General features: G+C 74.5%; 19 protein-coding genes. 12 read left to right on the plus strand and 7 right to left on the minus strand.

Features of this window, described 5'->3' with window-relative positions:
- Positions 1-15: 15 nt before the first annotated feature.
- Positions 16-1,761 carry a malto-oligosyltrehalose trehalohydrolase gene (gene treZ / locus ACZ4V6_RS20450; RefSeq protein ID WP_467829243.1) on the minus strand — a complete coding sequence of 582 codons (1,746 nt, stop codon included), beginning with the start codon at positions 1,759-1,761 and terminating at the stop codon, positions 16-18.
- 175 nt (positions 1,762-1,936) lie between these two features.
- Here treZ and ACZ4V6_RS20455 point away from each other — a divergent pair, with 175 nt between their 5' ends.
- The 3 genes from ACZ4V6_RS20455 to ACZ4V6_RS20465 all read left to right on the plus strand — a co-directional run bounded on the left by ACZ4V6_RS20455 (position 1,937) and on the right by ACZ4V6_RS20465 (position 4,427).
- Entirely contained in the window at positions 1,937-2,488 is a 552-nt protein-coding gene (locus ACZ4V6_RS20455) for an FHA domain-containing protein (RefSeq protein ID WP_467829246.1), read from the plus strand.
- A gap of 188 nt (positions 2,489-2,676) precedes the next feature.
- Positions 2,677-4,002, plus strand: coding sequence for a M14 family zinc carboxypeptidase (locus tag ACZ4V6_RS20460; protein ID WP_467829249.1), 1,326 nt, complete (start codon positions 2,677-2,679; stop codon positions 4,000-4,002).
- A complete protein-coding gene (locus ACZ4V6_RS20465) occupies positions 3,999-4,427 on the plus strand; it encodes an SSI family serine proteinase inhibitor (RefSeq protein ID WP_467829252.1) in 429 nt (142 codons plus the stop codon). The genes ACZ4V6_RS20460 and ACZ4V6_RS20465 overlap by 4 nt, the downstream gene beginning before the upstream one ends.
- 33 nt (positions 4,428-4,460) lie before the next feature.
- Here ACZ4V6_RS20465 and lpdA read toward each other — a convergent pair whose 3' ends face one another.
- Positions 4,461-5,864, minus strand: coding sequence for a dihydrolipoyl dehydrogenase (gene lpdA / locus ACZ4V6_RS20470; RefSeq protein ID WP_467829254.1), 1,404 nt, complete (start codon positions 5,862-5,864; stop codon positions 4,461-4,463).
- A gap of 119 nt (positions 5,865-5,983) precedes the next feature.
- Between lpdA and ACZ4V6_RS20475 the strand changes: the two genes are divergently transcribed.
- On the plus strand, positions 5,984-6,922 hold the full coding sequence (locus ACZ4V6_RS20475; RefSeq protein ID WP_467829257.1) for a LysR family transcriptional regulator: 939 nt from the start codon (positions 5,984-5,986) through the stop codon (positions 6,920-6,922).
- A 305-nt stretch (positions 6,923-7,227) separates the two neighbouring features.
- Here the strand turns inward: ACZ4V6_RS20475 and treY are convergent, their stop codons facing one another.
- Positions 7,228-9,636 carry a malto-oligosyltrehalose synthase gene (gene treY / locus ACZ4V6_RS20480; protein ID WP_467829259.1) on the minus strand — a complete coding sequence of 803 codons (2,409 nt, stop codon included), beginning with the start codon at positions 9,634-9,636 and terminating at the stop codon, positions 7,228-7,230.
- An 81-nt stretch (positions 9,637-9,717) separates the two neighbouring features.
- On the opposite strand from treY, the gene ACZ4V6_RS20485 reads away from it, so the two are divergent.
- Positions 9,718-11,019: an MFS transporter gene (locus ACZ4V6_RS20485; protein WP_467829261.1), complete on the plus strand. Its 1,302-nt coding sequence runs from the start codon at positions 9,718-9,720 to the stop codon at positions 11,017-11,019.
- Here ACZ4V6_RS20485 and glgX read toward each other — a convergent pair.
- The gene (gene glgX, locus ACZ4V6_RS20490; protein WP_467829263.1) at positions 11,016-13,133 is read right to left on the minus strand and encodes a glycogen debranching protein GlgX; all 2,118 of its coding nucleotides are present in this window, start codon (positions 13,131-13,133) and stop codon (positions 11,016-11,018) included. The two genes, ACZ4V6_RS20485 and glgX, sit on opposite strands and share 4 nt — an antisense overlap.
- 344 nt (positions 13,134-13,477) lie before the next feature.
- Here glgX and ACZ4V6_RS20495 point away from each other — a divergent pair, with 344 nt between their 5' ends.
- Positions 13,478-14,734, plus strand: coding sequence for an SAV2148 family HEPN domain-containing protein (locus ACZ4V6_RS20495; protein ID WP_467829265.1), 1,257 nt, complete (start codon positions 13,478-13,480; stop codon positions 14,732-14,734).
- A gap of 112 nt (positions 14,735-14,846) precedes the next feature.
- A complete protein-coding gene (locus ACZ4V6_RS20500; protein ID WP_467829268.1) occupies positions 14,847-15,569 on the plus strand; it encodes an exonuclease domain-containing protein in 723 nt (240 codons plus the stop codon).
- A gap of 22 nt (positions 15,570-15,591) precedes the next feature.
- Here the strand turns inward: ACZ4V6_RS20500 and ACZ4V6_RS20505 are convergent, their stop codons facing one another.
- Entirely contained in the window at positions 15,592-16,455 is an 864-nt protein-coding gene (locus ACZ4V6_RS20505; protein WP_467829270.1) for a phosphotransferase enzyme family protein, read from the minus strand.
- A 278-nt stretch (positions 16,456-16,733) separates the two neighbouring features.
- Here ACZ4V6_RS20505 and ACZ4V6_RS20510 point away from each other — a divergent pair, with 278 nt between their 5' ends.
- From ACZ4V6_RS20510 to ACZ4V6_RS20525, 4 genes are read left to right on the plus strand one after another with little or no spacing between them, the layout of a single operon-like run.
- The gene (locus tag ACZ4V6_RS20510) at positions 16,734-17,669 is read left to right on the plus strand and encodes a carbohydrate ABC transporter permease (protein ID WP_467829272.1); all 936 of its coding nucleotides are present in this window, start codon (positions 16,734-16,736) and stop codon (positions 17,667-17,669) included.
- Entirely contained in the window at positions 17,666-18,499 is an 834-nt protein-coding gene (locus ACZ4V6_RS20515) for a carbohydrate ABC transporter permease (RefSeq protein WP_467829274.1), read from the plus strand. The genes ACZ4V6_RS20510 and ACZ4V6_RS20515 overlap by 4 nt, the downstream gene beginning before the upstream one ends.
- The gene (locus ACZ4V6_RS20520) at positions 18,499-19,785 is read left to right on the plus strand and encodes an ABC transporter substrate-binding protein (RefSeq protein ID WP_467829276.1); all 1,287 of its coding nucleotides are present in this window, start codon (positions 18,499-18,501) and stop codon (positions 19,783-19,785) included. Before ACZ4V6_RS20515 ends, ACZ4V6_RS20520 begins: the two co-directional genes overlap by 1 nt.
- Positions 19,785-21,044, plus strand: coding sequence for a glycosyltransferase (locus ACZ4V6_RS20525; RefSeq protein ID WP_467829278.1), 1,260 nt, complete (start codon positions 19,785-19,787; stop codon positions 21,042-21,044). Before ACZ4V6_RS20520 ends, ACZ4V6_RS20525 begins: the two co-directional genes overlap by 1 nt.
- Before the next feature lie 70 nt (positions 21,045-21,114).
- On the opposite strand, the gene ACZ4V6_RS20530 is transcribed toward ACZ4V6_RS20525, so the two are convergent.
- Complete coding sequence (locus ACZ4V6_RS20530) at positions 21,115-23,364, minus strand: MMPL family transporter (RefSeq protein ID WP_467829280.1); 2,250 nt, start codon at positions 23,362-23,364, stop codon at positions 21,115-21,117.
- Between the two features lie 383 nt (positions 23,365-23,747).
- On the opposite strand from ACZ4V6_RS20530, the gene ACZ4V6_RS20535 reads away from it, so the two are divergent.
- Entirely contained in the window at positions 23,748-24,302 is a 555-nt protein-coding gene (locus ACZ4V6_RS20535; protein ID WP_467829282.1) for a DUF1697 domain-containing protein, read from the plus strand.
- 351 nt (positions 24,303-24,653) lie between these two features.
- Here the strand turns inward: ACZ4V6_RS20535 and ACZ4V6_RS20540 are convergent, their stop codons facing one another.
- Complete coding sequence (locus tag ACZ4V6_RS20540; RefSeq protein WP_467829284.1) at positions 24,654-25,412, minus strand: sirohydrochlorin chelatase; 759 nt, start codon at positions 25,410-25,412, stop codon at positions 24,654-24,656.
- Positions 25,413-25,419: the final 7 nt, after the last annotated feature.

Here is a 25,419-nt window from a genome sequence, read left to right on the forward strand (position 1 = left end):
GCACCCGCCGGCGCGTCACTCCTGGACGAGCACCACACTCGACTCGCCCGGCACGCGCAGCACCCCGTCCTCGCCCGGCCCGCGGACGGGCTCCCACGCCGCGAGCACGCGCGCGGGGCGGGACCCCAGCGGGATCGCCGCCTCTTCGGAGCCCAGGTTGACGGCCACCCGGATGTCGCCGCGCCGGAAGGCCAGCCACCGCGCCTCGCGGTCGTAGGCCACCCTGGTGTCGCCGAGGTCGGGGTCGGTCAGGTCCGGCTGCTCGTGCCGCAGGGCGATCAGCCGGCGGTACCAGGCCAGCACGCGCGCGTGCGGCTCGCGCCCGGGCTCCGACCAGTCGAGGCAGGAACGGTCCCGCGTCGCCGGGTCCTGCGGATCGGGCACGTCCTCCTCCTTCCAGCCGTGCGCGGCGAACTCCCGACGCCTGCCGCGCCGTACGGCCTCGGCGAGCTCCGGGTCGGTGTGGTCGGTGAAGAACTGCCACGGCGTTCCCGCCGCCCACTCCTCGCCCATGAACAGCATCGGCGTGAACGGCGCCGTCAGCGTCAGCGTGGCCGCGCAGGCCGCGAGGCCCGGGGAGACCAGGGACGACAGCCGGTCCCCCCGGGCGCGGTTGCCGATCTGGTCGTGGGTCTGGCTGTAGCCGGTCAGCCGGTGCGCCGCCGTGCGCTGCCGGTCCAGGGGCCGGCCGTGGCCGCGGCCACGGAAGCTGGAGTAGGTGCCGTCGTGGAACCAGCCCCGCGTGAGCGTCTTGGCGAGCGCCGCCAGCGGGTCGCGCGCGAAGTCGGCGTAGTAGCCCTGCGACTCCCCGGTCAGCGCGGTGTGCACGGCGTGGTGGAAGTCGTCGTTCCACTGCGCGTGCACGCCGAGGCCGCCCTCCGCGCGCGGGGTGATGATCCGCGGGTCGTTCAGGTCGGACTCGGCGATCAGGAACAGCGGCCGGTCCAGGTCGGCGGCCAGGCCGTCCACGGCCGTCGACAACTGCTCCAGGAAGTGGCACGCGCGCGTGTCGGCCAGGGCGTGCACCGCGTCCAGGCGCAGGCCGTCGAGCCGGTAGTCGCGCAGCCACGCCAGCGCGCTGTCCACGAGGTACGCCCGCACCTCGTCGGAGCCGGGCGCGTCCAGGTTGACCGCGGCGCCCCAGGGCGTGTGGTGGGTGTCCGTGAAGTACGGGCCGAAGACGGGAAGGAAGTTGCCGGACGGGCCCAGGTGGTTGTGCACCACGTCCAGGACGACGCCCAGGCCGAGTTCGTGGGCCCGGTCGACGAACCGCTTCAGTGCGTCCGGCCCGCCGTACGGCTCGTGCACCGCCCACAGCGACACGCCCTCGTACCCCCAGCCGTGCCGGCCCGGGAAGGGGCACAACGGCATCAACTCGACGTGGGTGACGCCCAGTTCCGCCAAGTGGTCGAGCCGTTCGGCGGCGGCGTCGAGCGTGCCCTCGCGCGTGTACGTGCCCACGTGCAGCTCGTACAGCACCGCGCCGGGCAGCGGGCGTCCGGCCCACTCGGTGCGCCACGCGTGGCGCCCGTGGTCGACGACCGCGCTCAGCCCGTCCGGGCCGTCCGGCTGGCGCCGCGAGCGCGGATCCGGCCGCACCGGCCCGTCGTCCACCGCGAAGCCGTAGCGCGAGCCGTCCCGCGCCTCGGCCCGGCCGCACCACCACCCCCGCCGCTCCGGATCGCGCTCCATCGCGTGCGTGACGCCGTCGCACGTCAGCGTCACGCGGTCGGCCTGCGGTGCCCACACCTCGAACTGCACGGACGGTTCCCCTTCGTCTGCTCACCGTGACGTAGCCCGTCCATGGTCCTGCAAAAGCGATCAATCCGCTGGTGAACGCCGCCGTTCGCGGCGGGTGTCGTGCGACCCGCGCCCGCGCGGCGGCCGTTTCCCGGTTTTCTGGACACTCCGTCCCGGCTGACCGACAATCACCTGCGTGACGTCGTCCTTCGAGTTCCCCACACACCCCGCGCGGCTGTCCGACGCGGAGCGCGACAAGGCGCTGAAGGCGCTCCGGGACGGCGTCGCCCTGGGCCGTCTGTCGCACGACACCTTCGTGCGCCGCATGGAACTGGCGCTGACCGCCCACCATTCCCACGAACTCGCCGCGCTCACCGCCGATCTGCCTACCGAGGGCAGGGTCTCGCGCCTGGTGTTCGGCACCGTCGAGGCGGTGTCCGGTTTCGGCGTCCGGCTGCGTCGGGCCTGGCAGGCCGAGCGGCTGCCCAAGCTGCTGCTGCCGCACCCCGGCACCGGCCATCCGCTGCGCATAGGGCGCGACCCGGCGTGCGGGCTGCGGCTGTCCCACGAGACGGTCTCCCGCGTGCACGCCGAACTCGTCCGCCAGGGCGGCACGTGGGTGCTGCGCGACCTCGGCTCGACCAACGGCACCACGGTCAACGGACGTCGGGTCATCGGCGCGGCCCTGGTCCGCGAGGGCGACCAGATCGGCTTCGGGCAGATGTCGTTCCGCCTCGCCGCCCACTGAACCCCCGCACAGTCCTGGCCTGGGTTTCACACCGCGTGGCCTGCCATGATGCGGGTCAAACTCCTTTGCTCCTGCTGGTGTTGACGTACCCCTGAAGTCGTGACTGACTGTGCGTACACCGCGCACGCCAGGTGAACCGAGCCCCACCGAGGAGGTGTGCCCTGCCGCCCCTCCTGCGCTACCCGACCGTGGACGAACTGGGCGTCCGGGCCGCCGCGCTCGTCACCCGCCACCCCCGCAGCGCCCGGCTGCGCCGCGTCGGCACCTCCCGCGCGGGCGCCCCCCTGCTGCTGCTCTCCGTCGGCCACGGCACCCGGCAGGCCCTGGTCGTCGCCGGACCGCACGCCAACGAGCCCGTGGGCGGCGCCACCGTCCTGCGGCTGGCCGAGCGGGCCCTGGCCGACCCCCGGCTCACCGAGGGCGCCGACGCCACCTGGAACCTGCTGCTGTGCGCCGACCCCGACGGCCTGCGCCGCAACGAGGGCTGGCTGTCCGGCCCGTACACCCTCGGCCGCTACGCCCGGAACTTCTTCCGGCCCGGCTTCCTGGAACAGCCCGAGTGGCTCCCCGACGGCCCCGACCGCGCCGCACTGCCGGAGACCCGGGCCCTGCTCGCCCTCCAGGACGAGCTGCGGCCCTTCCTGCACTGCTCCCTGCACGGCGTCGACGTCGGCGGCGGCTTCGCCGAACTCACCCACGACCTGCCGGGCCTCGCCCAGCGCATGGCCCACGCCGCGGCCCGCCTCGGCATCCCCCGTGAACTCGGCTCCTACGACACCCTGTACTGGCCCGGCCTCGGCCCCGCCCTCTACCGGATACCGCCGCCCCACCACGGCGACCTCACCCAGGCCATCACCGAGGCCGCCGTCGACTCGACCTGGTGCCACCCGCGGCGGTACGGCACGGTCACCGCGGTCGTCGAGGCGCCCATGTGGGGCGTGGCGGCCGTCGCGGACGACTCGCCCCCGGCCGACCGGGACGCCGTGCTGCGCTCCGTGAGCCGGACCCTGCGCCACGACACCCGCCGGCTGCACCGCCTCCTCGCCCGGCTCCGGCCGCACGCGGCGGGCGGCCCGGACGCGGCCCGCCTGCTCGCGCCGGTCGACGACTACCTGCTGGTCTGCCCCAGACTCGCCGACGCGTGGGACCCCGACGCCGACGACGGAACGGGCCGTCCCCTGCCGCCCATGAGCACCGCCCACCTGGTCGCCCTGCGCATCGCCGGCCGGCGCCTCGCCCTGCGCACGGCGGGTCTGCTGCACCAGCTGGTGACCCGCGGCGGAAACGATCCGGCAGACGTGCTGCCGGAGCTGGACCGGCTCGTCGACGAGTGGTGCGCCGACTACCGCGACGGCTGCGGGGCCCGCTGGATACCGGTCGCACGCCAGGTGGAGTACCAGAGCCGCGTCGTGCTCGCCGCGTTCGAACTGGCCGGGCGGCGCACGAGCGCGGTCTCCCGTTCGGGTGAGCCGGGCTGGGGCACCGAGCCCGCCGTGCCGATGCACCGGGAATGACCCACATCATCACCGCCGCGGCGGCCCGGACGGGCCTCCTCCTGACCGCCGCCCTCCTCGCCGTCGGCACGGCCCCCGCACGGGCGGCCGCACAGCCGGAGCCCGCGGACGACTGGCTCCAGGTCACACTCACCCAGGGCGACGCCACCTCCGGCACCACCCGCCGCGCCATGCTCCGGTGCGACCCGCCCCGGGGCCATGCCCGCGCGGCCGAGGCGTGCGCGGAGCTGGCCGCGGCGGACGGGGACCCCGGCCGCGTCCCGTCGCGGGAGACGTACTGCCCGATGGTCCACGCACCGGTGACCGCGCAGGCCCACGGGCAGTGGCGGGGACGGGCCGTGGAGTACGCGCAGACCTTCCCCAACACCTGCGTCATGGCGGCGCGGACGGGGGCGGTGTTCGCCCTGGACGAGGCGCGGGGGTGAGCCCGGCGGGCCGGTGACCGGGCGCACCCGCCGTCACTGCTGGTGCAGCCCGCGGCCCGCCAGGGTCAAGAACGCCTCGCCGACCGCCTCCGACAGGGTGGGGTGGGCGTGGACGTGCCGGGCCACGTCGGCGGGTTCGGCGTCCCAGCCGACGATCAGCTGGCTCTCGGCGATCATCTCCGACACGTGCGGGCCCACCAGATGCACCCCGAGCACCCGGCCGCCCCCGGGCTCGGCGACGACCTTCACCATCCCGCCCTGTCCGTGCACCATCCCCTTGGCCACGGCCGTCAGCGGCATCACGTCGACGGCCGGCTCGTACCCGCGCGCACGCGCCTCCGCCTCGCTCAGTCCCACGGCGGCGGTCTGCGGCGCCGAGTACGTCACCCGGGGCACGGCCGCGTAGTCGACGGGCGCGGACGGCACGCCCGCCAGCGTCTCGGCCACCAGCAGGCCCTCCGCGAAGGACGCGTGGGCCAGTCCGAGCGACGGCGGCGGCAGCAGGTCGCCCACGACGTGGACGCCGGGCACGGCCGTCTCCAGCCGGTCCCAGTCCGCCGGTACGACGAAGCCGCGCCCGTCGGTGCCGAGGCCCGCCGCCTCCAGGCCGAGCCCGTCGGTGACCGGCGTCCGGCCGACGGCCACCAGCAGCCGCTCGGCCTCCACCACGAGGGTCTCGCCCCGCGCGGTGCGCACCCGCGCGCGGACGCCGTCGTCCAGCACCTCGGCGTCCAGCAGCCGCGCACCCGTCCGCACGTCGACGCCGCGCTTCTTCAGACCCCGCGTCAGATGGCGGCTCACGTCCGCGTCCTCCAGCGGCACGATCCGCTCCGCGGCCTCCACCAGGGTGACCTCGGCGCCCATCGAACGGTGGAACGAGGCGTACTCGACGCCGATCGCGCCGCCGCCCAGCACCAGGACGGCCGCCGGCAGTCCGGGCGCGAAGAGCGCGTCGTCGCTCGTCACCACGCGCCGTCCGTCCGGGTCGAGCCCCGGAAGCGTGCGCGGGCGCGAACCGGTGGCCAGCACGATCCCCCGGCGTGCGGTGAGGCCGGAGCCGTCGTCCACGTGCACGGAGCGCGGTCCCGTGAGCCGCGCGCTGCCCCGCACCACCGTCACGCCCGCGTGCGCGAGATGCGCCTGGACGCCCCGGTGGTTGCGCGCCACGATGTCGTCGCGGGTGGCGACCAGCGCGGGCCAGTCGACACCGTCCAGGCTCGCCTTCACCCCCCAGCGCTCACGCGCCTCGGCGACGCCGTCCACCAGTTCGGCGGCGTGCAGCATCGCCTTGCTCGGGATGCAGCCGCGGTGCAGACACGTCCCGCCGACCTTGTCGCGTTCGACCAGGGCGACGTCGAGACCCAGGGCCGCGGCGCGCAGCGCGGTGCTGTAGCCGCCGGTGCCACCGCCGATGACGATCACGTCGTGTGTGTTCATGGCCCCAGCCTCCGTCCGGCCCTTGCCATGAGTCCAAGGCAATGTTCTTGTGGGTTCGATGCAGGACGTTCATGGCGGCGTGGCGTGGGGACCGCGGCCGGGCCGGGGGAGGAGCGGGGATGAGTCTGCGCCAGATGGAGTACTTCATGGCCGTCGTCGACGAGGCGTCGTTCACCCGGGCGGCCGAGACCCTGCACGTCACGCAGTCCGCGCTCTCGCACCAGATCAAGGCCCTGGAGAGGTCGGTCGGCGGCGCCCTGCTGGAGCGCATGCCGCGCGGGGTGCGCCTGACGCCGATGGGCCGCGCCTTCCGTCCGCACGCCGAACTCGCCGTCCGCAGCGCCGCCCAGGCCCGCCGCGCGGCCCGCGCCGCCGCCGGGGCCGAGGGCGGGGAACTGCACGTCGCGGCCGTGCACTCGGTCGCCGTCGGGATCCTGCCCGACGTCTTCGCCCGCTGGCGGGCCGCGCACCCCGGGGTCCTGCTGCACCTGCACGAGTACGCGACGACCGAGGCGCTGGAGGAGGAGGTCGAGCGCGGCACCGCGGACCTCGCCGTCGGTCCGGCGCCCGGCGCCTGGCCCGGCACGGTCGTCCCGGTCGGCGAGGAGGAGATCGTCCTGGTGGTGCCCTTCGACGACCGGTTCGCGGGCCGTACGACGGTGACGCTGCCGGAGCTCGCGGACCGGCCCTGGGTGCGGTGCGCCATGGAACCCCTCGTCGAGGGCGAGCGCTTCCTCGACCGGGTGTGCGGACGGGCCGGCTTCCGGCCGCGCACCGCCGTCTTCACCGAGCACACGTCGACGGCCGTGCGGATGGCCGCCGCCGGCGTCGGGGTGTGCACGGCGCCCTCGTACATCGTGGGCGGGGCGGTCGGCGAGGACTGCGTGGTCCTGACGCCCGACCCGCCGTGGCGGCGCCCGCTGACGGTCTTCTCCCGCGTCCCCCCGACCGGCGCCGCCGAGGCCTTCGTCGACCTGCTCCGCACGGCGTGGCCGGTTCCGGGCGCCCCCGCACACCCGGCCGGCGCCCGCGCACCGGTGGGTGCGGCGACGGGCTGAGCCCCGGGCCACGCCGCCCCGCGGACCGGCCACGCCGGGCGCGGCCGCACCTGACGTCGCGCGGCCGGGGCCCCGGGCCGACGGCGCCGCCCCGCGGCGGGCGTGCGCCTCACCGGGCGCGGTACACCACGCCGCCGTGTCCGGCACCGGCACCGGCACCACAGGGCCGTGGCCCGGGCCGGGGGCGGCGCGGGCCGGTGGGGGTGCCCGCGGCGGCGCCGGGGCCGGCCGTCGTGAGCGGCGGCGTCCGGCACGTGGGCGGTGGCGTCCACGTGCCGGACGCCGGGCGCCGCGTCCGGGCCCCGTCAGCCGGTCTCCGCCGGTGTCCCCGTCCGCTCCAGCAGTGCCACCGGCAGGTCCGCGAACAGGTCCTCCACGCGCACGTGGCCCTCGAACTCCCGGCCGGCACCCAGCGCGTCGGTCCAGCGGCCCGGCGGCAGCGCGAGCGTCGTCCCGCGCCAGCCGCCCGACTCGGCCAGCCGCAGGGACAGCCGGGTCACGGCCGTCAGGACCTGGCCGGAGCGGACGAACGCCACGCAGTGCGCCGCCGCGGGGCCCTCGGCCCGCAGCGCCTCGTACGTCGCCGTGCCGCCGAACGCGCCGGGCCGCCGTGCCCGCAGCGCCAGCGCCGCCCGGGTCACCGCGTCCTTGTCCCCGGCGTCCCCGGCGCCGGCGGGCGGGAAGTCCACGGGACGCCGGTTGTCGGGGTCCACCAGCGCCCGGTACTCGCCCTCGGTGCCCTGGTAGAGGTCCGGCACGCCCGGCATCGTGAGGTGGGTCAGGGCCGTGCCGAGGACGTTGGCCCGGACATGGGGCTCCACAGAGGCCCGGAAGGCGGCCACCCGCTCGCCGGGCGGACCGCACGGCCCCTTCGCCACGAACCGGGCCACCGCCTCCTCGTACTCCGGCTCCTGCTCGGTCCAGCTGGTGCGCGTCTTCGCCTCGCGCACGTGCTTCAGCAGCGCCTGCCCCACGCGCTCCCCGTCCGCCGGTCCCAGCCCGAACACCGTCTGCCAGGCCGCCCACGCAAGCTGCGCGTCCGGCGCTTGCTCACCGGCGCCCGTGACCTCCGTCAGGACGTCCGCCCAGCGTTCCGGGCACTCGGTGAGCACCGCCAGCGCGGCGCGCACGTCGGCGCTGCGCTTGGTGTCGTGGGTCGACACGACCGTGCCGGTCACGGGCCAGTCGCGCTGCACGCGCGCGCAGTACGCGTGGAACAGCTCCGGCGACACCGCCGGAGCGCCCGGGTTCCCGCCCACCTCGGTCGCCGACAGCAGCGGCACGTAGCGGTAGAACGCCGTGTCCTCCACCGACTTGGCGCGCAGCGCCGACGCCGTCTGGGCGAACCGCGTCCGGAACTCCACGTGGTCCGGCCCGTCACCGAACCGCCCCAGCACCAGGTCCCGCACCACGTCCACCGCTCCGGCCTCCTCCGGCACCGTGAACGCGCGCCGCGCCTCGGCCGCCGCCTCCTCGGTGACGACCGACTCCGCGTCCACCGACGCGTAGGGCCGGTACACCTCCAGCCGGACCAGCAGCTCCCGCAGCGCGGTGCGCAGCGCCCACGGCGCCCGGTCGCGCAGCACGGCGTCCGGAGAGGCGACGCACAGCCGGTGGGCCACCCGGGTCAGCCGGTCCGTCTCGGTCGCCAGCTCGTGCGTGAGCACCTCGTACGCCGCCCGCCGCGCCGTGGCCGCCCAGTCCCCGCCCCGGTCCGGCCGCGGTCCGGCGAACGCGCGGTACCGCTCGAGGAGTTCCCCGTGCCCCACCGGGTCGGTGAAGAGCCCGTCGACGTGCCGCAGGGCGTCGTAGCCGGTCGTGCCCGCGACGGGCCAGGCCGCGGGCAGCCGCTCCCCGTCCGCCAGGATCTTCTCCACGACCGTCCACCGGCCGCCGCCGGCCTCGTGCAGGCGCGCCAGGTAGGTGTCGGGGTCGGCGAGGCCGTCGGGGTGGTCGACGCGCAGCCCGTCGACCACGCCCTCGCGCAGCAGCCGCAGGATCGTGGCGTGTGTCGCCTCGAACACCTCCGGGTCCTCCACCCGCACCCCGATCAGCTCGGAGATGCTGAAGAAGCGCCGGTAGTTCAGCTCGGTGCGGGCCAGCCGCCACCACACCGGCCGGTACCACTGCGCGTCCAGCAGCTGCGGCAGCGGCAGGTCCCCGGTGCCCTCCCGGAGGGGGAAGACGTGGTCGTGGTAGCGCAGCACGTCGCCGTCGGCCCGCAGGTCGTCCAGCACCTCGCCGACGGGTGCGCCGAGCACGGGCAGCAGCACCTGGCCGCCCTGCGCCTCCCAGTCGATGTCGAACCACCGCGCGTACGGTGACCTCGGCCCCTCCCGCAGCACCTCCCACAGGGCGCGGTTGTGACGGGGGGACATCGCCATGTGGTTCGGCACGATGTCCACCACCAGCCCGAGGCCGTGCTCCCGCGCGGTGCGCGCCAGGGCCCGCAGCCCCTCCTCGCCGCCCAGCTCCTCGCGCACCCGCTCGGGGTCGACCACGTCGTAGCCGTGCAGCGAGCCCGGGACCGCCTCCAGCACGGGGGACAGGTGCAGATGGGTCACACCGAGCGAGGACAGGTACGGCACGGCCGCCGCGGCGGCCGCGAACGGGAACCCGGGCTGCAGCTGCAGCCGGTACGTGGCGAGGGGAGCCGGGGGCGCGGACGGGGCCGGGGGGGACGGGGGCACCGGGTCGGGTCGCTCAGGTGTCATGGAAACCTACGTACCCGCCCCGCCGCCTTTCGTGTCATCGGCCCATCCCCGGGCGTACGCGCGCGTGGCTAGCTTCGAGCGATGGGCAGCACACGGAGCACGGCGGGCACGGAGCGGCGGAACCGCACGCTGCGGACGTACCGGGAGGTCATCGGGCTGTCCGGACCGCTGCTGCCCGTGGTGTCCTTCCTGGGGCGGCTGCCGACGGCCACCATCCAGTTCGGCAGTGTGCTGCTCGTCGCCCGCACCAGCGGCTCCCTGGCCGCCGCCGGGCTGACCGGCGGCGCGCTCGCCGTCGGCCAGGTGGCGTGCGGCCCGCTGGTGGGCCGGCTCGCGGACCGGCACGGCCAGCGCACGGTCGTCCTCGTCCTCAGCCTGGTCAACGCCGTGGCGATCGCCGCGCTCGTGGCCGGTGCGCTCGCCCGGCTGCCGACGCCCGCGCTGGCCGTCCTCGGCGCGGCGGCGGGCGCCACCGTGCCGCTGATCGGCCCGCTGGCCCGGGTCCGGCTGGTCGCCCTCGCCCGGGGCGCGGGCGCTTCCGAGCCGACCGTGGGCGCCGCCCTGTCCTTCGAGAGCACCCTCGACGAGATCTCCTTCGTGCTCGGCCCGGCCCTGGTGGGCCTGGCGGCGGTGCTGGCCCACCCCGCCCACGCCCTGGGCGCCGCGGCCCTGCTGGTGGTCCTGTGCGGCTCGGGCTTCGCGCTGCACCCGACCGCCCGGGCGCCGGGCACCGCCGTGCCGGCCGCGCCCGGCGCCCCACCCGCCGGCGCCCGCGTCCGCATGCCCCGTCCCGTGTACGCCCTCTACGCCGCCCTCGCCCTCCAGGGCGCGATGTTCGGGGCCTGCCAGGCGGGGATCACCGCGTTCACCGAACGGCTCGGCGAGGGCGAGCAGGCCGGGCTGGTGTACGCCGCCATGGGGGTGATGAGCGCGGGCGCGGGGCTCGCCATGGCCGCCGTACCCGCCCGGGTCGGCCTGCGGGCCCGCCGGCGGGCGGCCACCGCGGCGGCGTGCGTGCTCTCGCTGCCGCTGCTGTGGACGGACACCCTGCCCGCCCTGTACGCGGTCGTCACCGTCCTCGGCATCGCCTACGCCCCCCACCTGATCACCGTGCTGGCGCTCACCGAGCGGACGGTGCCGCGCGTCCGGCTCGCCGAGGCGATGGCCTACGCGACCAGCGCGATCGTCGGCGGTCAGGCCGTGGCGGTGGCCGTCACCGGCCGGCTCGCCGAGTCCCACGGCCCCGTGGCGGCCTTCGCGGTGGCGACCGCGGCCGCGGCCTTCGCGATCGCCGTGGCCGCACGCCCCGGGCCGTACGCCGCGGGCAGCCGGGCGGTCCTCCACGCGCGCGTGGAGGACCGCTTTGGCGACACGGCGTCCTAGACGGGCCGCTGCAGCACCGTCAGGCTCCGGTCCACCAGCGTCAGCCGGTCCCCGGCCTGGACCTTCGTCCCCGTCCGGGCCGGTACACCCTCGGTGCGGGCGGTGTCGACCACCACCTCCCACTGCCGGCCGTGGTCGAGCGGCACCACGAAGTCCAGCGTCTTCGGGGAGGCGTTGAACATCAGCAGGAACGAGTCGTCGGCGATGCGCTCCCCGCGCGGGCCCGGCTCGGAGATCGCGTTGCCGTTGAGGAACACCGTCAGGGCCGACGCCCGCGCCGAGTTCCAGTCCTGCTGGGTCATCTCCGTGCCCTCCGGGGTGAACCAGGCGATGTCCGACAGCTCGTCGTGGGTGCCCTCCACGGGCCGGCCGTGGAAGAAGCGCCGCCTGCGGAAGACCGGGTGGTCCCTGCGGAGCCACACCATCGCGCGCGTGAAGTCCAGCAGCCCGGTGTCGGCGTCCTCGCCCTCGGGCCAGGCCACCCACGCCAGTTCGTTGTCCTGGCAGTAGGCGTTGTTGTTGCCCCGCTGGGTGCGGGCGAACTCGTCGCCGTGGCTGATCATCGGCACGCCCTGGGAGAGCAGCAGCGTGGCGATGAAGTTCCGCATCTGCCGCGCCCGCAGCTCCCGCACCGCGGGGTCGTCGGTGTCCCCCTCGGCGCCGCAGTTCCAGGACCGGTTGTGGCTCTCGCCGTCCCGGTTGTCCTCGCCGTTGGCCTCGTTGTGCTTGTCGTTGTAGGAGACCAGGTCGTGCAGGGTGAAGCCGTCGTGGCAGGTGACGAAGTTGATGGAGGCCAGCGGGCGGCGGCCGTCGTCCTGGTAGAGGTCGGACGAACCGGTCAGCCGGGACGCGAACTCCGCCAGGGTGCGCTGCTCGCCGCGCCACAGGTCCCGCACCGTGTCCCGGTACTTGCCGTTCCACTCGGTCCACAGCGGCGGGAAGTTGCCCACCTGGTAGCCGCCCTCGCCCACGTCCCACGGCTCGGCGATCAGCTTCACCTGCGAGACCACCGGGTCCTGCTGCACCAGGTCGAAGAACGACGACAGCCGGTCCACCTCGTGGAACTGCCGCGCCAGGGTCGCCGCGAGGTCGAAGCGGAACCCGTCGACGTGCATCTCGGTGACCCAGTACCGCAGCGAGTCCATGATCATCTGCAGGACGTGCGGGGACCGCATGAGCAGCGAGTTCCCCGTGCCCGTGGTGTCCATGTAGTACCGGGGGTCGTCGGTCAGCCGGTAGTACGACGGGTTGTCGATGCCCTTGAAGGACAACGTCGGGCCCAGGTGGTTGCCCTCGGCGGTGTGGTTGTAGACCACGTCGAGGATGACCTCGATGCCCGCCTCGTGCAGCGCCTTCACCGCCGACTTGAACTCCAGCACCTGCTGGCCGCGGTCGCCCCAGGAGGCGTACGCGTTGTGCGGGGCGAAGAAGCCGATCGTGTTGTAGCCCCAGTAGTTGTTCAGCCCCATGTCGACCAGGCGGTGGTCGTTGACGAACTGGTGGACGGGCATCAGCTCCAGCGCCGTCACCCCCAGTTCGGTCAGGTGCTCGATGACCGCCGGGTGCGCGAGCCCCGCGTAGGTGCCGCGCAGCTCCTCGGGGAGGCCGGGGTGACGCATGGTGAGGCCCTTCACGTGGGCCTCGTAGATCACCGTGTGGTGGTACTCCGTCCGGGGGCGCCGGTCGTCGCCCCAGTCGAAGTACGGGTTGACCACGACCGACGACATCGTGTGCGGCGCCGAGTCCAGGTCGTTGCGCCGGCCGGGGTCGTCGAAGTGGTAGCCGTACACCTCCTCCCCCCACTGGACCGAGCCGCTGATCGCACGCGCGTACGGGTCGAGGAGCAGCTTCGCGGAGTTGCAGCGCAGCCCGCGCTCCGGCGCGTAGGGGCCGTGGACGCGGTAGCCGTACCGCTGCCCCGGCATCACGCCCGGCACGTACGCGTGCCGGACGAACGCGTCGCTCTCCCGCAGTTCCACCGCCGTCTCCGAGCCGTCGTCGTGCAGCAGACACAGCTCTACTCGGTCCGCGGCCTCCGTGAAGACCGCGAAGTTGGTGCCGGCGCCGTCGTACGTGGCGCCGAGCGGATACGCCTCTCCAGGCCAGACCTGCATGGACACGACTCTCTCAGGTGTGCGGCGCCGGTGCGGACGCCTGGGCTCCGAGTCTCCCCGAAAGTGAGGCGACCACCTAGCACTCACGTGCCTCTTACCCACCGCGCGCCGATCCGTTCCCGCCGGGTTCTCGGCCGTCGGCTTCGCGCCGTACCGCGTCACCGCTATGAAACGGCTCACTCGCCGGAGGGGGGAGGGGCGGAACGGCCCCGTGGCCCAAGGGTGTTGGCGGAACCAGCCTGCCCATCGGGCTGCACCGCGCACCACTCGCGGAGTACCCTTCCTTGATCGTTGGGACGGGGTCTCCCCGGTGATGCTCCGGGGGAGCGGAAGGCGGTGCGCGGGTGGGCTCGGGAGGGCTGGAGCTGCCCCCTGGTGACGAGGGTCACGAGGGGACCTCCACGGACGTCCCGCCCGGTGCGGTGTCCCTGGCGCGGCCCGTGAACGCGGGCGCGATCGGTCCGGAACTGGACTGGGACGCCGACGCCTGGCACGAGGTGCGCACGCGCGCGCAGCGGGCCGGCCGGGCCTACATCTGGCTGAACCTCGTCGAGCAGCGGCTGCGCGCCGTCGTCGCCGCCGTGCTGCGGCCGGTCTACGAGCCCGTCCACGGCGACGACTGGGTGGTCGCCGCGGCCGGCCCCGCCGGACAGGAGTGGGTGCAGCGCGCCGTCGCGGTCCGCGAGGTCAGCCGCCGCAAGGGCTACCTCCTCGACCCGGCCGACGACAACGTCCTCAGCTTCCTCACTCTGCCGCAGCTGCGCGAGCTCATGGTCCAGCACTGGCCCTGCTTCGAGCCCTACGTCGACGACCGCCGCGACGTGGAACTGGCCCTGGACGAGCTGGAGGTCACCCGCAACGTCGTCTCCCGCAACCGGGCGCTGTCCGAGGCGGTCCTGAACCAGGCCGAGCGTGCCTCGGCGCGGCTGCTGGAGGTCCTCGGCGCGGGCAGCGACCTGCCCTCCACGCGCCGGCTCCCGGTCGACGCGGTGGAGGACCTGGTCGGCGACCGGTACGCCGACGTGGTCGCCGTGCACCCGGACCGGGTCCGGCTGCTGCGCCAGTTCCCCGCGGAGGACATCTTCGGCAGCGCCCGCCGCGTGGACGCCCTCGGCATCGGCCTCAACCTGCTCGTGCAGAACTTCTCCGGCCGCCGCCTGCTGCGGCTGGCCGACTCCGGCAGCCGGGTGCGGCTGCTGTTCCTGAACCCCGCCTCCAGCGCGATCAAACGCCGCGAGCGCGAACTGGGCATCAAGCGCGGCGAGCTGAGCCGTGCCGTCGAGACGAACATCCTGCACATGCGCCGGGTGCGCTCCCGGCTGCGGGACCCGGGCGCCTTCGAGATCCAGGTCTTCGACGAGACCCCCCGCTTCACGGCCTACCTCGTGGACGGCGACGGCGCCGACGGCATCGCGGTCGTGCAGTCCTACCTGCGCCGGACGCGGGGGATGGAGGCGCCGGTGCTCGTCCTGCGCAACGGGCGCAACGGCGGCAAGGTCGTGAAGCCGGGCCAGTCGGACCAGGCGGAGGAAGGCGGACTCTTCCCCACCTATCGTGAGGAGTTCGAGCTGATGTGGGCGGATTCGCGGCCGGTGTCCTGAGCACCGCCGGGGGCCGGCACCGGCGCGGACGGAACGCGATCCCCTGATTGTCAGTGGCCCGTGCGAAGGTGGAGAGCACTGGGGGAACGCACCACCGAGGAGGGGACCGCCCATGGGCTGGCACCGGGAGCTGCTGATCGGCTTCGACCTGGAGACGACGGGCACCGATCCGCGCGAGGCGCGCATCGTCACCGGCGCCGTGATCGAGGTCAGGGGCGGGGTGCCGCTCGGCCGCCGCGAATGGCTGGCCGACCCCGGCGTGGAGATCCCGGCGGACGCGGTCGCGGTGCACGGCATCAGCAACGAGCGCGCGGCCGGCGAGGGCCGCCCCGCCGACCAGGTCGCCGACGCCATCGCCGACGTCCTCGCCGGCCACTGGAAGGCGGGTGTCCCCGTCGTCGCCTACAACGCGGCCTTCGACCTCACCCTGCTCAGTGCCGAACTGCGGCGCCACGGGCTGCCGTCCCTGCGGGAGCGCCTGGGCGGCCTGGACCCCGCGCCCGTCATAGACCCGTACACCATCGACCGCTCCGTGGAGCGCTACCGGCGCGGCAAGCGCAACCTGGAAGCGGTCTGCCGGGAGTACGGCGTCCCGCTCGACGCCGCCCACGACGCCTCGGCCGACGCCCTCGCCGCGGCCCGGCTGGCCTCCGCGATAGCCGGCCGCCACCCCGCGGTCGCCGCCCTCGGCCCGGCGGAGCTGCACCGCCGCCAGATCGAGTGGTACGCCGAGTGGGCGGCCGACTTCCAGAGCTTCCTGCGCCGCAAGGGCGACGCCACGGCGGTCGTCGACGGGACGTGGCCGGTCCGCGAACCGGCCGGCGAGCCGGTCTGACCCGGCCCCGCCGGGCCGGCCGTCAGAACGGATACCAGCGCACCGTCGGGTCCCCGTCCCGCAGCGACGCCACCCGGCGTCCGAACTCGGCCAGCGCCTTCGGGTTGCTCGGCGCGTGCTGGGCCACCCAGGCGCAGCTCGCCGTCTCACGGGCCCCGCGCAGCACCGCGCAGCCCTCCCACTCGCGCACGTCCCAGCCGTAGGTCGCGGTGAAGGCGTCGTACGCCTCGGCGGGCAGTCCGTAGCGGTCCCGGCTGAGCGCCATCACCACCAGGTCGTGCTCGCGCAGGTCGGCCGAGAAGGTCTCCAGGTCGACCAGGACCGGCCCGTCGGGGCCGACGTGCACATTGCGGGGGAGCGCGTCGCCGTGGATCGGGCCCGGCGGCAGATGGGGGGTGAGCGCGGCGGCGGCCGTCGCGAAGCCGTCCCGGCGCTCGCGCAGGTACGCCGCGTCCGCGGGGTCGATCGCGTCGCCGGCGAGCCGCAGCCAGCGTTCCACCCCGCCCAGCAGTTCGCGGGGCGGCAGCTCGAAGGAGGGGGAGGGCAGCGCGTGGACGAGCCGCAGCAGTGCGGCCACGTCCCGCGGCTCGGTGGGCCGCACCGCGTCGGGCAGCCGGTGCCACACGGTCACGGGATGCCCGTCGACCGTCAGCGCGTCCGGCCGGGCCGCCCGCACCGCCGGCACACCGGCCTCCTCCAGCCACACCGCGACGGCCAGTTCCCGGTCCGCCCGCCCGAGGAGCCCGGCGTCGCGGCCCACCTTGACCACCAGGTCGCCGGCGGCGAAGACCGCGTTCTCGCCGAGGGCGAGCAGCCGCGCCTCCCGCGCCGGGCCGGGCAGCACCTTTGCCGCGGCCAGCACCTCCCGCGCCCGTGCCTCGTCCATCGTCCGCCCTCCGTGTCCGTTCCGGTCCGTCGTCGCCGTCCCGCCGCCGCCCGGGCAGGTCCGATGCGCCTGAGCCGGTGCGTTCGCCGGGGACGGCCCGGGACCTCGCCGGGGGGCGCGGCACGCGTCAACCGCGCGCGCCCACCGCCGGGATCCCGCCATCCGTCGGCCAGTGTCGCATTCGCACAGGTGGGAGCGTGTGCGCGGCCCCTTGACGGGGCACAGCGCCTTCACGACCATGACCGGGCCCGTCCGATCCGCGCGAAGGGGCTGACCACGTGACACCGGTGACCGAGGCGAGGAGACCGGCGCGCCGCGCGCCCGGCGGGGACCGGCCCCGGCGCGGCCCCGACCACGGCGCCTGGTTCCTGGTGCTGCCCGCGCTGCTCCCCATCCTGGTGTTCAGCGTCGGGCCGCTGCTCCACGGCATCCTGCTGGCCTTCACCGACGCCCAGTCGGGCCGCACCGAACCCACCCGGTGGATCGGCACCCTGAACTTCCAGGACCTGCTGCACGACACGCTGTTCTGGGAGTCGTTCCGCATCGGGCTGGTGTGGGCGGTCGGCGTGACCGTGCCGCAGTTCCTGCTCGCGCTCGGCCTCGCCCTGCTGCTCGACCAGGACCTGCGGCTGCGCTGGCTGGCCCGCGCCCTGGCGATCATCCCCTGGGCGATGCCCGAGGTCGTCGTCGGCATCATGTGGCGGCTCGTCTACAACCCGGACGCCGGCATCCTCAACGAGACCCTGCGCGACCTCGGTCTCGGCGGCGGCCGCGACTGGCTCAGCGGCCTCGCCACCGCCCTGCCCGCCGTGATCGTCGTCGGCGTCTGGGCCGGCATGCCGCAGACCACGGTCGCCCTGCTCGCCGGGCTCCAGAACACCCCGCGCGAGCTGCACGAGGCCGCCGCGGTCGACGGCGCCGGAGCCTGGCGCCGCTTCCGCGCGGTCACCTGGCCCGCCCTGAAGCCGGTCGCGCTCGCCGTCACCGCGCTCAACCTCATCTGGAACCTCAACTCCTTCGCCCTGGTCTACGTGCTGACCAACGGCGGCCCCGGCGGCCGGACCCGGCTGCCCATGCTCTTCGCCTACGAGGAGGCCTTTCGCTACGGGCAGTTCGGCTACGCGGCGGCGATGGGCTGTGTCCTGGTCGCCGTGGTCTCGGTCCTGCTGGCCGTCTTCCTCGTCGGCCGGCTCAGGGGAGGTGACGAGGCGTGAGGACCTCGACCGGAGCCCGCGTCGGCCAGTACGCCGCGCTGCTCGCGTATCTCGCCTTCCTGGCCTTCCCGCTCCTGTGGCTGCTCTCCACCGCGTTCAAACCGCCGCGCGAGCTGGCGAGTCTCCACCCCACCTGGATCCCGGAGGATCCCACCCTCGACAACTTCCGGCAGGCCTTCGACGAGCAGCCGCTGCTGCACGCCGCGCTCAACTCCCTGCTGGCCGCCCTCGGCGCCGCGGTGATCGCGGTGCTGATCGCGACCCCGACGGCGTACGTCATGGCCCGGCGCCGCGGCCGGCTCGCCAAGGCGGTCACCGGGTGGGTCGTGGTCAGCCAGGCCTTCCCCTTCGTCCTGCTGATCATCCCGCTCTTCCTGGTCCTGAAGAACCTGCGGCTGATCAACTCCGTGCCCGGACTGGTGATGGTGTACGTCGTGTGGTCGCTGCCGTTCGCGCTGTGGATGCTCGCCGGGTACGTCCGGGCCGTGCCGGCCGAGCTGGAGGAGGCCGCGGCGGTCGACGGGGCCGGGCGGCTGCGCACCCTGGTCTCGGTGACCGCGCCGCTGCTCGCGCCGGGGATCGTGGCGACGGCGCTGTTCGCGTTCGTCACCGCCTGGAACGAGTTCTTCTTCGCGCTGGTGCTGCTGAAGACCCCGGAGAAACAGACCCTGCCGGTCGTGCTCACCCACTTCATCGGCGCCGAGGGCGTCGCGGACCTCGGCCCCCTGGCGGCGGCGGCCTTCCTCGCGACGCTGCCCTCGCTGGTCGTGTTCGCGCTCGTCCAGCGGCGGATCACGGGCGGCATGCTCGCCGGGGCGGTGAAGAGCTGATGCGCGCGAGAACCCCCGCCCCCCTGCTCGTCGCGCTCGTCCTGCTGCTCACGGCCTGCGCCGGCACGGGCGGCGACGCCGACGACGGCCGGATCACCCTGCGCTTCCAGTCCCTGGCCTGGCAGGAGGAGTCCGTGCAGGTCAACGAGGAACTGGTGGAGGAGTGGAACAAGGCCCATCCCGACGTGCGGGTCGAGTACGTCCAGGGCAGCTGGGACAGTGTCCACGACCAGCTCCTCACCTCCTTCGAGGGCGGTGAGGCGCCGGACGTCATCCACGACGCCTCCGACGACCTCGCGGACTTCGCCCACGGCGGCCACCTCGCCGACCTCACCGGCCTGCTGCCGCAGCGGCTGAAGGACGACATCCCGCGGCACGCCTGGGAGACGGTCACCTTCGGCGACCGCGTCTACGGCGTGCCGTTCCTCCAGGAACCCCGCGTGCTGATCGCCAACACGGCCCTGCTCGAGAAGTCCGGTGTCCGGATCCCGACGCCGGAACACCCCTGGACCTGGCCGGAGTTCCGGCAGGTGACCAAGCGGCTGAGCGGCGACGGCACGTACGGCGTGGCCTGGCCGCTCAAGGAACCCGTGTCCGCCACGCTCAACCTGTCGCTGTCCACCGGCGGCCGGCTGTTCCACCGCGACGGGGACGGCAGGGTGACCGTCCGGTTCGAGGACGCCGACCAGGTGGTGCCGCGCACCATCCGCGACCAGGTCGGCCGCGACCGCAGCGCCTCCGCGTCCACCCTGGGCAGCGGCGGTTCCGACACCCTGCCCGGCTTCTTCGCGGGCAGGTACGCGATGGTGCCGCTCGGGTTCTCCTACCGCCAGCAGATCGAGCAGCAGGCGCCCGAGGGCTTCGACTGGCAGGTCCTGCCCGCCCCGGCCGGCGCCGACGGGCTCGCCCAGGGCGTCAGCCCGCAGACGCTGTCCGTCGCCGAGGACAGCCCGCACAAGAAGGAGGCCGCAGCGTTCGTCGACTTCCTCCTCCAGCCGGACAACATGGTCCGCCTCGCCCTCGGCGACTGGATGCTGCCCACCGGCACCCGGGCCCTCGAGGACCCCGCCCTGCGCACCCCCGAGAACGGCTGGGCCACCGGCACCGCCCTCGCCGCCCATCTGCGCCCGGCGCCCGCGCAGTCCGTGCGCGGCTACGCCGAGTGGAAGGACAAGGTGGCCACCCCCGCGCTCCAGGAGTACTACAGCGGGGCGATCGGCACGGCCGAGCTCCGCGAGAGGCTGGAGGAGGACGGCAACCTCGTACTCGCCCGCTACCAGCGCTGATGCGGCGGACCGGTAAAAACTTGCACGAGACGTATCGTCTCGCGTACGGTCCTCGCATGACCAGTCGCGCCCACATCGCCATGTTCTCCATCGCCGCGCACGGCCACGTGAACCCCAGCCTGGAGGTGATCCGCGAACTCGTCGCACGGGGACACCGGGTGACCTACGCGATCCCGCCGCTCCTCGCGGAGAAGGTCGCCGGGACGGGCGCCGAACCCAAGCTGTGGAACAGCACGCTGCCCGGCCCCGACGCCGACCCGGAGGCGTGGGGCACCACCCTGCTCGACAACGTCGAGCCGTTCCTGGACGACGCGATCCAGGCGCTGCCCCAGCTCGTCGAGGCCTACGAGGGGGACGAGCCGGACCTGGTCCTGCACGACATCGCCTCCTACCCGGCCCGCGTCCTCGGCCACCGCTGGGGCGTGCCGGTGATCTCCCTGTCCCCGTGCATGGTCGCCTGGGAGGGGTACGAGCAGGAGGTCGCCGAGCCGATGTGGGAGGAGCCCCGGAAGACCGAGCGCGGTCAGGCGTACTACGCCCGTTTCCAGGCCTGGCTGGAGGAGAACGGGATCACGACGCACCCCGATCCGTTCACCGGCCGCCCCGGCCGCTCCCTGGTGCTGATCCCCAAGGCGCTCCAGCCCAACGCCGACCGGGTCGACGAGACGACGTACACCTTCGTCGGCGCCTGCCAGGGCGACCGCACCGCCGAAGGCGACTGGCAGCGTCCCCAGGGGGCCGAGAAGGTCGTCCTCGTCTCCCTCGGCTCCTCCTTCACCAAGCAGCCCGCGTTCTACCGGGAATGCGTCAGGGCCTTCGGCGACCTGCCCGGCTGGCACACGGTGCTCCAGATCGGTCGGCACGTCGATCCCGCCGAGCTGGGCGACGTGCCGGACAACGTCGAAGTACGCTCCTGGGTGCCGCAGTTGTCGGTCCTCCAGCAGGCCGACCTGTTCGTCACCCACGCGGGCGCCGGCGGCAGCCAGGAGGGCCTGGCCACCGCCACGCCGATGATCACCGTTCCGCAGGCCGCGGACCAGTTCGGCAACGCGGACATGCTCCAGGGGCTCGGCGTCGCCCGCCGCCTGCCCACCGAGGAGGCCACCGCCGAGGCGCTGCGCACCGCCGCCCTCGCCCTGGTCGACGACCCGGAGGTGGCCGCGCGCCTGAAGGAGATCCAGGCGCAGATGGCCCGGGAGGGCGGCACCCGGCGGGCCGCCGACCTGATCGAGGCGGAGCTGGCGGCGGCGCGGTCCTGACCGCGCGCCGGTGACGGCAGAGGGCCCGTCGGTTCCCCGGAACCGACGGGCCCCGCCCTCGTGGGGCCGCTCAGACCCCGACCCGCTCGCCCTCGTCGTCCCGGACCGGCGGAGCGACCGCCCCGGGCGTCTCGTCGTGGGTGAGATCGGGCAGCCGGTGCATCCACTTCGGCAGGTACCAGTTCCGCTCGCCGAGCAGGGCCATCACGGCCGGCAGCAGCACGCCCCGGATGATCGTCGCGTCGATCAGCACCGCCGCCGCCAGACCCACGCCCATCTGCTTCATGGACTGCATGGACAGGGTGCCGAAGATGGCGAACACGGCGACCATGATGACCGCGGCGCTGGTGACGACCCCGGCCGTGGTGACCACGCCGTGCTGGATCGCCTCCCTGGTCGTCCGGCCGCGCAGCCGCGCCTCACGGATCCGCGAGACCACGAACACGTGGTAGTCCATCGACAGGCCGAAGAGGATCACGAAGAGGAACAGCGGCAGCCAGGTGACGATGGCGCCGACCCCCTCCGCGCCCACCAGCGAGGCGCCCCAGCCGTGCTGGAAGACGGCGACGAGGATGCCGTACGCCGCACCCACCGACAGCAGGTTCAGCACGATCGAGGTGATCGCGACCGTCAGGGAGCGGAACGACAGCAGCATCAGCAGGAAGGCGAAGACCACGACGAACGCGAAGACCGGCACGACCGAGCCGACGAGCTGGTCGTTGAAGTCCTTGTTGCCGGCCACCTGACCGGTGATCGGGGCCTCGACGCCCTCGACCTTGCCGAGCGTGGCGGGCCGCACCTCGTCGCGCAGCTTGTCCAGGCTCTCGCCCGCCTCGTCCTGGTCGGAGCCGCCGACCAGCGGGACGTGGATCAGGGCGACGTTCTGCTCGTCGTGCACGGTGATGTCGACCGGACCGCGCGAGGCACCCGAACCGACCGCCCGCTCCCGGAAGTCGGCGAGCGCGGCCCGTACCTCGGGCGCGTTGATGTCGTCGGCCCTGACGACGACCTCGGCCGGGTCGGAGCCGCCGGGGAAGGCCTCGTTGACCCGGTTGTACGTCTGCACGACGGGCAGCGAGTCGCCGAACTCCTGGTCCAGGGTGAGGTTCTGCGTCTTCATGCCGACGGCGGGAGCGGCGACGGCCAGCAGGGCGCCGACCGCCACGGCCGCGGCGAGCACCGGCCTGGCGAGCACGCGCCGCAGCACCGCCGTCCAGAACCGGCTGCCCTCCTCGGTGCCCCGGCGCGGACGCCGGCGCAGGAACGGGACGCGCCCCTTCTCCACCCGCTCGCCCAGCAGTGACAGCAGCGCCGGCAGCACCGTCACGGAGCCGACCATGGCGACCGCGACCACCATCAGCGAGGCCAGGCCCATCGCCTCGAACTCGGCGATGCCGGTGAACAGCATGCCCGCCATCGCCACGCACACCGTCACGCCGGAGACGACGATCGCCCGGCCACTGGTGGCGGCGGCGATCCGCAGCGCGGTCTGCGCGTCCCGGCCCGCGGCGCGCTCCTCGCGCTCGCGGCGCAGGTAGAACAGGCAGTAGTCGACGCCGACGGCCAGACCGACCAGCAGCATCACGGAGTTGGCGGTGTCGCTCATCGGCTGGAAGTGGCTGACGAGGCCCATCAGGCCCATCGTCGCCATGATCGCGGTGATCGCCAGTGCCACCGGCACCAGCGCCGCCACCAGCGCCCCGAACGCGACGAGCAGGATGCCGAGGGCCACCGGCACCGCGGAGTACTCGGCCTTCTGGAAGTCGTCGCCGAACGCGTCGTCGAACGTCTTCATCATGCTGGCGCCGCCGATCTCCTCGATCCGCAGCGACCCGTGGTCCTTCTGGACGCCCTCGACGGCCTTCAGCACCGGCTCGATCCGCTCGCCCGCGGTCTCCGCCTCGCCGCGCATGTCGAACTGCACCAGCGCGCTGCGGCCGTCCCGCGAGATGGTCTTCGTCTCGTACGGCGAGGTCACGCCCGTGACCTCGCCGGTGCCCTCCACCGCCTCGACGACCGCGGTGACGGCGGCGCGGAACTCGGCGTCCGTGGCCGTCAGCTTCCCGTCCTTCGCCTGGACCAGGACGGTCTCGGCGGCCGGTTCGTCGATCCCGGCGTCCTCGACGATCCTGGCGGCGGTGCGCGTCTCGCCCCCCATCTGCTCGCTGTCCTTGACGTCGACCCGGCCGGCCGCCGAACCGAGCCCCATCGCCAGGACGACGAACAGTACCCAGATCCCGACGGCAGCCCATCGGTGCCGGGCGCTCCAGCCGCCAGCCCGGGCGGCGATGCCCCGCACCCGTGTGTCTCCGTTCCCCATGACGGGCTTGCCCCCTCGTCCGCGGTGGAGGCCCCCTGCCACCACCTTCCGTCCCGACGGTATGGCCCGGACGAGCCGGTCACGTCGTGCTGACCGGTGAAGCGGGACGGGTCCGGCTCATCCCCTCGGACGCCCGGTCTCACCGCTGGGGAGGACCGCGGTCCCTTACATCTACCCGGGCCTCTCGGGGACGGAGATCGGGGTGCGGTTGGAGGGCGGGATTCCGCCAGGTTTCCCCCGGGGGGCCGTCGAACGCGTCACAGGTGTGCGCAGCGGTTGAATCCCGTCCGTCGGATCGGCGAGAGTGGCGCGCACGTCCGCCCGGCGGACGCGGCCGTCGCGCCCGCCCCCACGGGGCGCGACGGCCGTCCTAGGGTGTGCGCATGACGACGACGTACGCGGCGCTGCTGCGCGGGATCAACGTGGGCGGCGCCAAGAAGGTCCCGATGGCCGAGCTGCGCAGCCTCCTGGAGGGTCTCGGTCACGACGCCGTGCGCACCCATCTCCGCAGCGGGCAGGCGGTGTTCACCTCCGGCCACGGCGACGAGGAGTCCCTGGCCGCCGAGTTGTCGCGGGCGATCGAGAAGCACTTCGGCTTCCCGGTGGACGTGATCGTGCGCGACCACGCCTACCTGCGGGCCGTCGCCGAGGCGTGCCCCTTCCCCGCCGCCGGCCTGGAGGCCAGACAGCTCCACGTCACCTACTTCTCCGCGCCCGTCGACGAGGAGCGCTTCGCACCGGTCGACCGGACGGCCTTCCTCCCCGAGGAGTTCCGCCTCGGCGACCGCGCCCTGTACCTGTACGCGCCGGACGGCCTCGGCCGCTCCAAGCTCGCCGAACGGCTGGCCGGGCCGCGCCTCACCCGGGGCCTGACCGCCACCACCCGCAACTGGAACACCGTCGTCAAGCTCGTCGAGCTGACCGCACCGGCGGACTGAGGGGACCCCGCGGCGCCCGCAGTCGTCACGACGGACAGGACCGAAGCACCGGACGGCGCGACGGAGGCGAGTGGTCATGCGGACGAGCGACTCGACGAAGGTACGGGCGACATGGGCCGACGGGCGGCGGATCACCCTGTCGCTCCCGTCCACGGACGTGCCCTGGGCCGCCGACGGCATCGGCGCCCTGCGCCCCGTCCCGCCCACCCACACCGGCCGCGGCGAGGAACCCCGCCCCCTCCCGTCCCGGCGCCCGCTGCCCCCGGACGTGGCCCTGCCCGGCCTGGGCGCCCAGCCGTACCGGCCCGGGGGGTCGTTCACGCGGCTGAGCGGCGGGCGGCGGTCCGGGCGTCAGGCCGCCCCGGCCGCCACCGGCACCGGTGTCCGCGCCGCGTCGTACCGCTCCAGCAGCAGCCGCGCCACCTCGGGCGCCGGGCCCAGCACCTCGGCCAGGAGGTCCGCCCCGGCCGCGCCCCGCGCGATGCGGTCCGGCAGGAAGCCGGGGGCCAGCACGTACGGGGCGACGGCGACGCGTGCGCAGCCGGCGGCGCGCAGGTCGCGGACCGCGTCCTCGGTGCGGGGAAGGGATGCGGAGGCGAACGCAGGCCGCACGGCGCACCAACCGGTGTGCCGCCACTCCCGCGCGATTTCTGCGATCACTGCGATCGCCTCCGGGTCGGAGGACCCCGCCGAGGCCAGCACGACCCCGGTCGAGGGCTTGTCGGCGGGCGTGAGGCCCGCCTCGTACAGGCGCCGTTCCAGCGCCGACAGCAGCAGCGGGGAGGGGCCGAGCACCTCCGCCTGCCGGATCCGCAGCCGGGCCGGCGCGTCCGCGAGGACGGCCGGGATGTCGGCCTTGGCGTGGAAGGCGCGGGTCAGCAGCAGCGGCAGCGCCACCACGTCCCGGATCCCCTCCGTCGCCAGCGACTCCAGCACGCCCTGCACGGAGGGCACGTTGAAGTCCAGGAAGCCGGTCTCCACCCGTACCTCCGGACGCAGCGCTCCGACCCGGCGGACCAGGGCGTGCACGGTCGCGGCGTGCCGCGGATCGCGGCTGCCGTGGGCGACGACCAGGAGGACGGGACGGGCGGGAGGGACCGGACGGTGCATGGTGTGC

Source organism: Streptomyces sp. NPDC029152 (genome assembly GCF_055564355.1).